12 protein-coding genes are annotated in these 13,013 nt (G+C 35.2%); 3 read left to right on the top strand and 9 right to left on the bottom strand.

Annotation, left to right across the window (positions count from 1 at the left end):
- Window positions 1–34: 34 nt before the first annotated feature.
- The 5 genes from ablB to JFU23_RS26830 are packed head-to-tail and all read right to left on the bottom strand — an operon-like array spanning window position 35 to window position 4,867.
- On the bottom strand, window positions 35–934 hold the full coding sequence (gene ablB / locus JFU23_RS26850; protein WP_201033138.1) for a putative beta-lysine N-acetyltransferase: 900 nt from the start codon (window positions 932–934) through the stop codon (window positions 35–37).
- Window positions 931–2,199 (bottom strand): peptidase, encoded by a 1,269-nt coding sequence (locus JFU23_RS26845; protein ID WP_002012655.1) that lies wholly within the window; start codon window positions 2,197–2,199, stop codon window positions 931–933. Before JFU23_RS26845 ends, ablB begins: the two co-directional genes overlap by 4 nt.
- 15 nt (window positions 2,200–2,214) lie before the next feature.
- Window positions 2,215–2,877 (bottom strand): CoA transferase subunit B, encoded by a 663-nt coding sequence (locus JFU23_RS26840; protein ID WP_002127246.1) that lies wholly within the window; start codon window positions 2,875–2,877, stop codon window positions 2,215–2,217.
- Window positions 2,862–3,560 carry an acetate CoA-transferase subunit alpha gene (gene atoD, locus JFU23_RS26835; RefSeq protein ID WP_201033137.1) on the bottom strand — a complete coding sequence of 233 codons (699 nt, stop codon included), beginning with the start codon at window positions 3,558–3,560 and terminating at the stop codon, window positions 2,862–2,864. Before atoD ends, JFU23_RS26840 begins: the two co-directional genes overlap by 16 nt.
- Window positions 3,557–4,867, bottom strand: a complete 1,311-nt coding sequence (locus tag JFU23_RS26830; protein ID WP_033708325.1) for an aspartate aminotransferase family protein — start codon at window positions 4,865–4,867, stop codon at window positions 3,557–3,559. Before JFU23_RS26830 ends, atoD begins: the two co-directional genes overlap by 4 nt.
- 801 nt (window positions 4,868–5,668) lie before the next feature.
- Between JFU23_RS26830 and JFU23_RS26825 the strand changes: the two genes are divergently transcribed.
- A complete protein-coding gene (locus tag JFU23_RS26825; protein ID WP_201033136.1) occupies window positions 5,669–6,418 on the top strand; it encodes a DUF4397 domain-containing protein in 750 nt (249 codons plus the stop codon).
- Window positions 6,419–6,451: 33 nt separating this feature from the next.
- On the opposite strand, the gene JFU23_RS26820 is transcribed toward JFU23_RS26825, so the two are convergent.
- Entirely contained in the window at window positions 6,452–7,585 is a 1,134-nt protein-coding gene (locus tag JFU23_RS26820; protein WP_002031784.1) for a BA2291 family sporulation histidine kinase, read from the bottom strand.
- 240 nt (window positions 7,586–7,825) lie between these two features.
- On the opposite strand from JFU23_RS26820, the gene JFU23_RS26815 reads away from it, so the two are divergent.
- Window positions 7,826–8,218, top strand: coding sequence for a YueI family protein (locus tag JFU23_RS26815; RefSeq protein ID WP_002141658.1), 393 nt, complete (start codon window positions 7,826–7,828; stop codon window positions 8,216–8,218).
- A 120-nt stretch (window positions 8,219–8,338) separates the two neighbouring features.
- Here the strand turns inward: JFU23_RS26815 and JFU23_RS26810 are convergent, their stop codons facing one another.
- Window positions 8,339–9,763, bottom strand: coding sequence for an aldehyde dehydrogenase family protein (locus JFU23_RS26810; protein WP_201033135.1), 1,425 nt, complete (start codon window positions 9,761–9,763; stop codon window positions 8,339–8,341).
- A gap of 144 nt (window positions 9,764–9,907) precedes the next feature.
- Window positions 9,908–11,263 (bottom strand): hemolysin family protein, encoded by a 1,356-nt coding sequence (locus JFU23_RS26805; RefSeq protein WP_002127238.1) that lies wholly within the window; start codon window positions 11,261–11,263, stop codon window positions 9,908–9,910.
- A 363-nt stretch (window positions 11,264–11,626) separates the two neighbouring features.
- Here JFU23_RS26805 and racA point away from each other — a divergent pair, with 363 nt between their 5' ends.
- A complete protein-coding gene (gene racA, locus JFU23_RS26800; protein WP_002012665.1) occupies window positions 11,627–12,169 on the top strand; it encodes a chromosome-anchoring protein RacA in 543 nt (180 codons plus the stop codon).
- A 101-nt stretch (window positions 12,170–12,270) separates the two neighbouring features.
- Here racA and JFU23_RS26795 read toward each other — a convergent pair whose 3' ends face one another.
- Entirely contained in the window at window positions 12,271–12,867 is a 597-nt protein-coding gene (locus tag JFU23_RS26795) for a hypothetical protein (RefSeq protein ID WP_002085820.1), read from the bottom strand.
- Between the last annotated feature and the right edge of the window lie 146 nt (window positions 12,868–13,013).

Below are 13,013 nucleotides of genomic sequence, written 5' to 3'. Positions count from 1 at the left end.
ATCAGTGGGGCTTTATTATTAACCCGACTCCCACTTAACTTCTTTGCTTTACAGCCGAATTTTGAGGCGGGAGTCTTACTGCTTTCGAATAGCTTGATAAATCTTTCACCCATATATTCATATCTTCCAACTTATCGAAAATGTAGCAATTATTCGCAAGCCTTCCCGTATATGTATAGCCTAATTGATGAAAGGCTGCATTCATACCGAAAGATAGCGAGCGAGCAATTGTATAAGAACAAAAAATAGAATTTTCTTGGAGCTCTTCCTCCAATTTAATTAACAGACTTTTCATGAAACCATGTTTTCGATATTCAGGTAATGTAGCACAATTCGTTAATTCTGCATTACCTTCTTTCACGTTCATTTCAGCAGATGCTGTACTAATAATTTTCCCCTCGAATTCATAAACATAGTAAATTGTATCGTCTTCCTTCATCGTCTGCTTTACATAATTCCCATCATTTAAAGGTGTCGGATAAACTTCAAATACTTTTCCAAAGACAATTGCTAATTCTTCCGCATCCTCTTCTATCGCTTTTCTTAACACAAATTCCTCTGGGACTATTTTTTCTTTCACTTCTTTTTCTTTTACACCACTTAAAATAGTATCTTCCTCAGTCCAATGAATACTATTTCGTCTTTCATCATTATGATATTTCACGAAGAAGTGCGCATCGTGCCCTTGAAAATAATGAGGTATCGTTGCTTCCAGTAAGAAACCGAAAGAGAGCCATGTTGAAACATGCTCTCCCTTTCCTTTAATAATACATTTAGTGAAAGAATGTTTCTTTGCTAATTCATCGATTGTTTGTATGATGCTTTCAACATTTCCTGTATAGTGATCAACTCTAATACGTTTATTAAAATAATCTAAAACCCCTTCTACTGTATAATGCTTTGTCTGTTCACTAAAAGATTCATAGTATTTCATTTTTTCACCTCACACCAATCTAGTAATGTACATGCAATTATTTTTGCGGCAGCAATCATTTTATCAACTTCTATATATTCGTTTGGATAGTGTGCTACTTTCGTCTCTCCTGGACCAAATACTATCGTGGGTACGTTAGCTATTTGTGTGAACAAACCTCCATCTGTTCCCCATGGCGAAGCTTCTATAATCGGCTCGTTCCCTTCGATTTCAACAAAGTTATGTTGAAGCGTTGTAATAAGTGGATGATTTTCTTCTAGTTCACCAGGAACCCATCTAGCCCCAAACCATTCTACTTCTACAGGATTTTTTACAAACCAACTATCCACATCTTTTAATTCACCAATCCAGCCCTCAAACTCTTCTTTTGCTGCCTCTATAGTCTCATTCGGCGCAATACCACATCTTCCTTCTAAAATTAATGAATCGGGAACAGAACTTGGCCAGCTTCCCCCTTCAATTTTCCCAACGTTAATTGGAATTGGAATCGGAATCCCCTTAAATAACGGATCTGTAATTCGACCATTTCTCTTCTCTTCTAATTTTCTCAAATGCTCTACAACAAACATACTTTTTTCAATTGCACTTACTCCTTCATAACGTGTACCACCATGTGCTGCTTTTCCTTTTATATGTAGACGAAACCACATTGATCCTTGTTGTTTCGGAAAAAACTTCATATTCGTCGGCTCAGGAATAATAACGCCATCTGCCTTATATCCTCGTAAAATAGCAGCTAATGTTCCTGCCCCACCGCTCTCTTCTTCTATTACACTTTGAAAATGTATATCACCTTTTAGTTCAATACCAGATTCAATAATCGCTTCCATCGCAAGCATAAGTGAAACATTGCCGCCTTTCATATCTGTTGTTCCACGTCCATATATGCGGTTTCCTATTTTCTCTCCACTATATGGATGATGGTCCCACTGATTTACATCCCCTTCTGGCACGACATCAATATGCCCGTTTAAAATCATAGATTTCCCTTCGCCACTTCCTTTTAAAGTCGCTACAATATTCGGGCTATCTGTAAAACTTGTACGAGGTGATACGAAATAAGGGTGATCTTTCATTTCATTAAAAGCAGGCTCCCAAATATCAAGATCTAGACCTAACTCACGCAACTTTTCAATAACAATTGCCTGCGCACCACTTTCATCACCAGATACGCTCTTTTCTTGAATTAATCGTGTTAAAAATTTTACACTCTCTTCTTCATGACCCTCAATATAATCACAAACTTGTTTTTTTAATTGCTCCATATATTACAACTCCCCTCATTCAATTACTAGTAAATTTGAGCTTATATGAAAATCAGCTGTCGTATGTCGTTTTACATCTTCTACAGTATATGGACTCATTAATTCTTGTAAGACAAGTCCTCTTTGGGTCACTTCCATGACAGCCATGTCTGTAATAATTAAATCTACACATTTTTTCGAAGTTAATGGCAATGTACATTCCGAAACAATCTTTGCATTTCCGTATTTATCAACATGATTCATCACAACAACGACCCGCTTCGCTTTTTGCGCTAAATCCATCGCTCCTCCAATACCTGGAACGCGTTTTCCTGGTACAATCCAGTTCGCTAAATCACCATTTTCACTTACTTGTAACGAACCAAGTATCGTAACATCAAGTAATCCTTTTCGAATCATGCCAAACGCCATGCAGCTATCAAAATAACTTGCTCCTGTAATAAGAGATGTTGGTAAACCAGCTGCGTTACATAAATTCTCATCTTCATTCCCTTTACTTGGCGTTGGTCCCATACCAACAATACCGTTTTCCGCATGAAACATAACATTCATATCTTCTGGCAAATGATTCGGTACAAGCGATGGAATTCCAATACCTAAATTTACAAGCATACCATTCTGAATTTCTTTCGCTGCACGTCTTGCAATCTTATCTCTTACTTCTACGCCCATACCCATTTCCAATTCACTCCTTCCGATGGCACGATATAATTTACAAATACACCTGGGACGACAATTTCTTCTGGATCTAAACTTCCAAGTGGAACAATTTCTTCTGCTTCTACAATCGTTATGTCACCAGCCATAGCTACGTGTGGATTCATATTACGAGCGCTTTTATCAAATACAAGATTGCCAAACGGATCCGCTTTTTTCGCATATACAATTGCGACTTCAGCCGTTAAAGCTGTTTCAACTAAATATGTCTTTCCATTCATTCCAACTGTACGCTTTCCTTCTTCTACAATCGTATCAACACCAACGTCAACTAAAATACCACCAAGCCCTACACCACCAGCGCGAATACGCTCTGCGAGTGTTCCTTGCGGAGAGAATTCAATTTGCAATCTTCCTTCATTTAATTGTCTTCCCGCATTTGGATTTGACCCAATATGAGAAGTAACTAAAGATTTAACCCTTTCATTCGTAACAAGACGACCGATTCCTACATCAGGAAATCCAGTATCATTTCCTATTAAATTTAAATTTGTAATTCCTTTATCTAAAACAGCTTGAATTAAAGATGGAGGGGATCCGATTCCTCCAAATCCCCCAAACATTAATGTCATATCATCATGGAACAAAGAAATTACTTCCTCTATTTCTTTTAATTTACCGAATGTATTTGTAATAGTTGTCATGCGATACTATGCCCTCCTTTTTGCATCATCTCTTCCACGCTCTTTACAAAAATTGAAAGTAATTCATCTAACTCGGAATATGTAGTTGTCATTGGTGGTGCAACAAGCAGTGCACTATCCTCTTTTCCTGCTTGCCCTGAAACAGCTTGGTATAAGAGCAGTCCATTTTTAGCAGCAACTGAAATAAGCTCCGACGCTTTTGTGAACGGTTGCAATTCTATTCCAATTAGCAATCCTTTTCCACGAACATCGGCAATGATTGTCGATTGTTGCTGAACTTTCTGCAAACCTTTTAATAAATACTCTCCCTTTTCTGCTGTTTTTTCAGGTAAATTATGTTTCTCCATATATTCAATAACAGCTAAAGCCGTTGCTGCAGACAATGGATTTGCACTAAGCGTATGCCCGCTCATTACAGAACGTGATCCACGTAAAATTGGCTCCATAACACGGTCACTTACAACTGTTGCTGCCATTGGTGTATAACCTGCTCCTAGCCCCTTACCAAGGGTCATAATATCCGGTTCTACACCCCAGTGCTCCATCGCAAACCATGCACCAGTACGACCAAGTCCAGTCATTACTTCATCCGCAATAAATAATATATCGTAATGACTACAAATATCTTTAATTACTTTATAGTATTCTTTCGGTGGGACAACCGCTCCTCCAGCAGCTCCGATAATCGGTTCAGCAATAAAAGCTGCAATATGTTCTGCACCAATTCGATCAATCGCTCTTTCTAGTTCAGTCGCACAAGAAAGTTGACATGTTGGATATACCTTTTGTACAGGACATCTAAAACAGTATGGAGCTGGAATAGTCGGATAATCTTCCAAAATAGAAACGAAACGTTGTCTGCGCAGTGGATGCCCAGACATAGATAAAGCTCCCATTGTAATCCCGTGATAGCTCATCCACCGTGACAAAATTTTATGTTTCCCTTGAATGCCACGCTCCTGAAAATGCTGAATTGCGATTTTCATAGCTGTTTCATTTGCTTCCGTACCACTATTCACAAAAAAGCTCCAGTTCAAATCTCCTACACATAAATCACTTAACTTCTTCGCTAATTTTTCAGCTGGTTCACTCGTAAACTGTGATCTATAAACGAAAGCGATCTCCTCTGCCTGTTTTTTTATAACTTCTGCTATCTCTGCTACGCCATGTCCAATACCTGCCGTAATCGCTCCAGACGAACCATCAAAATATTTATTTCCGTTTTGATCATACAAATACACGCCTTTTCCATGTGAAATCATCGGATACGGCTGACCAACAAGTGGTTTAATTAAGTAATCGCGCATAGCGCTCCCCCATTTCTCCAATTTGTATATGTATATGAAGAAAATTGACGTTTCTTTCATAAAAAAGAATCCTCTGCAAAAGCAGTGAATTTATCAAAAAACTATTATAAAATATACAAATGACTGCTAAATATCATTTTAAAAACAGAAAATTCAGAACTGAAAGTGAAGACCAACCCTACCTGTACGCTTAAATACCCCTTCCTGATTTAAGATAACAGCAAATTGAATATTTTTTTAATATAATATCAACTTTCCTCAATTGCTGACATTGTGTAAACTTCGACGAAACTCCCGTTATTCTCCTTCCTATTATCCTACTTTATATTGCATATTTTCAAACAAAATTCGACATTTTACTTCGCCTCATTTATCATAACTATTTCTTAACAAATAGTACCACCTGTTTAGAACAATAAAAAAAGAACCGATTAACCACATTAATCAGTTCGGCACGACGCTCTTTTATCGGTATTACCTTATCCAACGCATCACTAAAATTAATAGAAATACTCATAATACAAATCCATAATTCGTCCCACAGCCTATAGCACCAAATCCTCCATAACTTCATTCCCAATAACTATGGGGATATCCCCATCCTAATGGTTCCACTCCTTCCATCAAAGTCAAACTACCTTTCCTTTATAATTTATGTAGGACAATTATCGATTTGTATGTGTGTTTGCCTATAAATAAAAAAATCCCCATTTAAACTTTTCCTTCTAGAAAGGCAAGTTTTTTGCATAACCTCTTTCTAGCTTCGCATATATTTGTAATGATGATAAAGGAGGAATGTTCATGACTCAATCCGAAATTGAAAAATACGGCCAAGAAGCTGCACGTTACGAACAGCTCGCTCGTTACTATCAATATAACAATCCTAAAAGATATGTAGAAATCTATATGAAATACTATGATGCAATTACAAAACTTGTACAAGCATATGAAAAGAGAGATTCACAAGAAGCGACTTTACCGTCACATATGAGAATCTTCCACACAGCTCCCCATACACCAGCAGTTGATATTATAATAAACGGACAAAAGGTTATTAAAAATATTTCTTTTAAACAATTCAGTCCGTATTTATCATTAGTGCAAGGTAAATACCGTATTGATATTGTCCCTGTCGGAAACGAAACTCCAATATTTTCAGCATTAGTACCAATAATGGGGAATCACACTTATACCCTTGCAGCGGTCAATAGCGATAATCATCTCCAATTACAACCCATTCTTGATAATACTCATTTACCATCTGGTCAAGCAAAAATACGATTTGCACATTTTTCACCAGACACTCCAGTTGTAAATGTAAATTTAAAAGATGGGGATCATTTATTTGAAAATGTACTCTTTAAGCAAATAACAGATTTTTTACAAGTTAGCCCTGGTACAGCAGATATTGAAGTTTCACTTGCTGATACAAAAAAAGTACTATTAACCATTCCAAAATTCAACGTTGAACCAAATACAATTTACACAATTTCAATAGTTGGTTATTCAACTGAGGATCCAAAATTAGAAACCGTTATACTTACAAATTAAAACAGTCTACACCATTCGCATGGTGTAGACTGTTTACTTTTGAAACGTAATTTGAAATTCTGTCCAATCGTTATCCGAACGACACAATATGGATCCTTTATGTTTTTCTACAATTTGTTTACATACAAATAGTCCAATACCAGTTCCTAGCTTTTTAGTAGTTACAAATGGCTCAAAAATAGTCTCTACATTGTCTGCTGGAATCATAGGTCCATTATTTTTTATAACAATGCGAACAGCCTGATCCTCTTCAAATACATCAATGATAATTTTCCGCTCTTCTTTCACCGATTCAAGAGCATCAATCGAATTCATTAAAATATTTAAAACTACTTGCTTCACTTCACTCCGGTAACCAACGAGTGGAATAGGATACGGCAAATTCTTTTCAATCAAAACATTTGCATTAACTAAACTTGGATATAAGAATTGTATAATATCTTGAAATAAGTCATTTACCAAAAAACGTTCAGATTCATTCCACATTTCTTTTTTCGATACAAGTAAAAATTGCGAAATCCTAAAATTTAATTGATCTAATTCATGTGAAATAATATCTAAATACGATAGATTAGGGTGATCTGTCTTCAATAACTTTACAAATCCCATAATCGAAGTTAGCGGATTACGAAATTCATGTACAAAACTAGCCGACATTTGCCCTAGAATCGTAAGCCTTTCTTTATGTGTTTCATTTATATATTGCTGTTTTTCTTCTAAATTCCTCGATATAATTTCTGAGTATTTTAAAACGGTATAATAAATTAATTTGTCAAAACAAGTATGTATTTTGGCCATAATCGGTTTCAGTTCTCGAGCGCTTACATCCAATTCGCACATTGCTTCAAAAAGTTCATTTCTTCCCACATTTGCATTGTAAACAAAATCTCCAATATTCGCATCTGCCCCTGCACGCTCAATGGCAATTTTCTCACATAATGGCTGAAGATAATTAATGTCTTTATCTTCCATAATAAGCTCAATAATTAACTCTAATAAATTCGCTCCATTTTGAACTACCTCTTGTTTAAATGGATCTTTTTCGGAAATTATCATTTTGTTTTTCCAGTTCTCTACGAATTGGTGCCTGTTGTTTTTCAAGTGCGAACAAAATACTTCTTTAATATCCTTATCGATTGGAAAAACCTCCATTCCCTCCATTTCCATACGACGAATACCCTTTATATTTTGAATATTAACACAAAAAATACATTTCGTTAATAGATTGTTGTCACATTTTGTTAATTTCTGTTGATAAAATTTATTTTTCCCTTCTTATATAAATAAGTTTTATTCATATATCCCTTTTCTCTTCTCATTTTTTTAATTATTTTCCTGTTCAAAACTACTTTTTTTTGCATCCTTTTTAATTCATGCGTACAATAAGAAGTGAAAGGTGTGAAAAATATGGTAAATAAAAATGTGGAAGACTATCTCCAAGAAGGCATATATGGCCAAAAGCAAAACAAACCAGAAGAACGTAATATGTACTTAACTACATTACGTGAGCGTGTAGAAATCGCTTTAACAATCGGTCAAGTAATGCAAAGTAATGTGTATACAGAAGTAACGGGTAACATACGTTCTTCTCAATCATTACAACTATTCCTAAATGGAAGCATTGCTTACCCACATTTATCAAAATACATTAAATTAGCAACTGAAAAAAATATTCATTTTACAATTGTTCAAAATAAAGGTACTGAAACACCAATAGGTTTAGTACTCTCTCATAGCACTGCTGTAGATAAAGAACATATTTATGTCGAGGATGATATTTTCAAACAAGAAATGAAGTAAAAGGTACACTTGATTAAATGAAATCGTTCCGAGAAACGTAAAACAAACAATAAAAAACGAGTATGGAATCGTAAACATTTCCTGCTCGTTTTTTATTGCGGTGTTTAAGCTCGATCTACTTTATTTTTTAATACACACTAATTTCATTTCTGTCATTTCTTCTATTGCATATTTAATCCCTTCACGGCCTGTGCCACTCTCTTTCACACCGCCATAAGGCATATGATCTACTCTGAACGTTGGAATATCATTAATCATGACACCACCGACTTCTAATTCATCAATTGCACGCATTGCCTTACATAGATCATTTGTAAATACACCTGCTTGTAATCCATAACGTGAATTATTTACTTGTTCTAAAGCCTCATCAAATTCTTTAAATGTATTTACAGTCATAAGTGGACCAAATACTTCTTGGCACTGAACAGATACATAATCTGGAACATTTGTTAATACAGTTGGTTCAAAAATCCTTGCATCACGTTTGTTACCACCGTATACAACATTAGCTCCTTCCTTAACTGCCTCTTCCACCCATGAATTTATACGTTCTACATCTTTTTTTGAAATAAGTGCTGATACATCTGTTTCTTCATGAAGCGGGTCTCCTACTACAACGTTTTCCATTGCTTTCGTTAATTTTGTAATAAACTCTTCCATTTTACGTTCATGCACAAAAACACGTTGTACTGAAATACAAACTTGTCCATTATTCACAAACGCGCCCCATTTTACACGTTCAATTATTTCGTCTGTCAATTCAACATCTTCATCAATAATTACTGCAGCGTTCGATCCTAATTCTAACGTCACTCGTTTCAACCCGGCTTTTGCCTTAATTCCAATACCTACTTTCGGACTTCCTGTAAAAGTAATACTAGCAACGTTCTCATCTTTTACTAATGCCTCACCTACAACAGATCCAGGTCCAGAAATTATATTGAAAGCTCCCTTTGGTAAACCAGCTTCTTCAAATAATTCTACCAATGCATACGAAGAAAGTGGCGTTTGGTCGGCAGGCTTTAGCACAATAGTATTTCCAGCCGCAATTGCTGGGCCTACCTTATGTGCTACTAAATTAAGTGGAAAATTAAACGGTGTAATAGCACCAATAACCCCGATTGGTTGTCGAATTGTATACGCTATACGGCCACCTGCTCCTGGTGCAGCATCTAATGGTAACGTCTCACCATATATTCGCTTCGCTTCTTCAGCTGCAAACTTATATGTTTGAACAGTGCGATCTACTTCTCCCCGTGCAGCACGAATTGGTTTTGCAGCTTCTTTTGCGATAATCTCTGCAAACTCTTCTCTTCTCTCATCCATTTTTTGTGCAACCTTTTCTAAAATAGTTGCACGGTCGTATGCGGATAATTTTTTCATTTCTTTCATTGCATTTTTGGCCGAAACTATTGCTTCCTTAACGTCATCTTCTGTACCTTGCGCAATCTCCGCTAATGTTTCTTCAGAATATGGTGCATACAATGGTTTATACGTCTCCACTGATTTCCATACCCCATTTATATATAAATGTTTTTTCATAGTGGTTCTCCTTCCGAATATATGTATACAATAATACATTTCATTTATTTCACCTGGTGAAAGGTCTGACTTGTGTAATTGTATCATAGCCCTAATACATCAAAAAAACATTTTGCTCAAAAAAACTCTGCTACAAAGCAGAGTTTACGAACTAATTTGTTCTTGGAGCGAAATCTTTTTTTCATCTCCTACAATAACAATCGATTCTGAAGGTTTCGTTACTTCTAATCTCTTAATATAGTGTCCATCTAATTTTTTCACGCAAAATTTATAATTTTCAATCTCAATGGTATCACCCTCGGAAATCTCAATATTTTTTGTTAGGATCCAACCGCCAATCGTATCGACATCATCGTCGTCAATAGTCAAACCTAATAATGCGTTCACTTCACTAACAAGTACTTTTCCCTCTAAAATCGTTTTCGTCTCACTAACTTGTTGGATTTCCGGTTGTTCATCAGTATCGAACTCATCTTGAATATCCCCTACAATTTCTTCTAAAATATCTTCAACGGTTACAAGACCTGATGTACCACCATATTCATCAATTAATATAGCGATATGTGTTCTTTCTCTTTGCATTTTTAAAAATAGATCATGAATTGGGATAGATTCAATAACTAAAATAATTGGCCTAATATATTGCTCCACTGTCTTTTCACTAACAACTCGGTGCTTCACAAAATCTGTAAATATATCTTTAAAATTCACAAAGCCTATTACATGGTCCTTATCACCATCAACAACCGGATACCTCGTATATTTTTCATGAGACATTTTTTGTAAAGCCTCTTCAGCAGGCATTTCTTTATTTAAAATATTCATCTCTGTTCGTGGTACCATTATTTCTTTCGCAATACGATCATCAAATTCAAATATTTTATTCACATACTTATATTCAGATTGATTAATCTCACCATTTTTATAACTTTCTGAAACTAACAACCGCAATTCTTCTTCTGAATGCACTTCATCATGCCCTTTTGGTGGTTTCAACCCAAGAAACTTTGTAATTAACCGAGCTGATCCATTTAAAATCCAAATGAATGGGAATGCAATACGATAAAACAAAATGAGTGGCTTAGCAACAAAGAAACTCACTTGTTCTGCTTTTTGAATCGCAAATGTTTTTGGAGCTAATTCTCCTACTACCACATGGAAAAATGTGATAAACAAAAATACTAAAATTATAGCTAAAATGTCTGCGAGTTGAGTAGGGACGTTCCAATTTGCAAACAACACATCAAACATGTGCTTTAGCGCAGGTTTACCAGACCACCCAATCCCAAGAGCTGTAACAGTTATTCCTAATTGACAAGCTGATAAATATTCGTCTAAGTTTGTAATGATTGTTTTGACAGATATTGCACGATTATTTCCTTTTGCAATTAAATAGTCAATTCGTGAACTCCTCACTTTAACAATTGCAAATTCTGCTGCAACGAAAAATGCCGTTAAGGCAATTAAAACAATCACTATACTTATACTATATATGTCCAAATACTTTTCCTTACTTACAGTGTAAGCAAGGAAGCCACCTCCTACTTAAATTTATTCAAGTGAAGTAAGCATTCTTATACTCTAATAAAATTCTACATTAGTAACCACCTTTTTATATATTATATGCATACATAAAAAAGATATTTATAATTATGATAATCTAATTAGCTTATTATCGTCAAACTATAATAAGCCCAATTTTCCGATAACTAAAAATGATTTATATAAATAGTATGTGCTAAACAGCTGAACTTCGTGAAAAAACACTTTCTTTGCCGATTCCACACTTCTTTTGTCACACCTGAAGGGAACTTGCTACATAACTAGAAATCATTCAACAGGATATATATAGGAGGGATTATTTTGGAATATAAAACACCATTTATCGCAAAGAAATTAGGTGTTAGCCCAAAGGCTGTTGTCCGGATTGCACAACAATTAAATCTTACGATTAAAAAAAATAAATATGGTCATTTTATTTTCACACAAGGTGATTTAGATCTAATGTTAGAATACCATCGCTCTCAAATGGACCAGCCTCAAAACTCTCAAACTACTCAAAAACCATCTTCAAATGATGTAGAAAAATTAAAAACTCAAGTAAATACAATTGTTCAAAACACATCATCGAATGATTTTGAGCAATTAACAGCTCAATTTACCACAATTACGAGAAGACTAGATCGAATGGAAGAACAAATGCAAGATAAAGCAAATGATGTCGTTACATACCAACTTTTACAACATCGCCGCGAAATAGAGGAAATGTTAGAACGAATTCAAAAACTAGAAGCTGCCCTAAAAAAAGAAGAACCAATATACATTACTCCTGATGCAAAACCAACATATGAAAGAGAAAAGAAACCGAAGCGTCGTAAAATGATTTTTAGTATATTTGGACTATAATATTTTAGACCCTTATTCTGAGAATAAGGGTCTACTTTTTGTATGAAAACAGATGCCCGTAATAAGTAACTCTTCTTCATACTATACATATTCATATATTTTCATTTTGTTAACATAATATTTTTACTGTATTCTGCAATAAGTGCCTGCGCATGAGCATTCCCTTGAATAATATCACGGAATTCTTTCAAAGAATACAGATGTGTAGCCCCTTTTCGAGCATGAATTCGCACTGGTACACCTTGTAAAGTATCATGAAACTGGAATGGACTATCTATCGGTTCGATTGGAAAACCGAGTGTAAGTAAATACATATACATTCTTTTTGTAACTGCTGCAATATACCATTCCGCTTTCGTCTCTAACGCATGCATAAATAAAATAGCTGCCAGCCTTTTGAAATGTCCTCTCCCCCGAGACGTTTTCGCAATACTTAACTTTCCTATTTCATACACATTTTTCAAATCTTTCACTAAATCATTTTTAGAAAACGGATAGAAAAACTCAGAATTTGATTGTTCAGGTACTGTAAACTTAATACATTCTACTGTACCAATATGATGTTCATCTTCTATTAATAAAAATCGTGATGGATTTAAATTACGTTCTACAAACATTAAGTTTCTTTCTTCACAAAAATCTCCCCACAGTTGCTCGAACCAAAAATGCTCTTCCTTTGTTTGAACACGCTGGAACATATTTAACCGCCTTTCCCATCGCCGCTCCGTTTTTGATAACGCTTTCACTTACTATCATATAAGAACAAATCTTCGTATGCAACTAAAAATATTTATGTCTTATTATATTCTGCAAAATGAATTAAATTCCTACTTATTAGTCATTC

Source organism: Bacillus sp. TH50 (assembly GCF_016650565.1).
Taxonomy (GTDB): domain Bacteria; phylum Bacillota; class Bacilli; order Bacillales; family Bacillaceae_G; genus Bacillus_A; species Bacillus_A mycoides.
The sequence above is the reverse complement of the archived record's forward strand: the minus strand, read 5'-3'. Positions and strand labels throughout refer to the sequence as shown.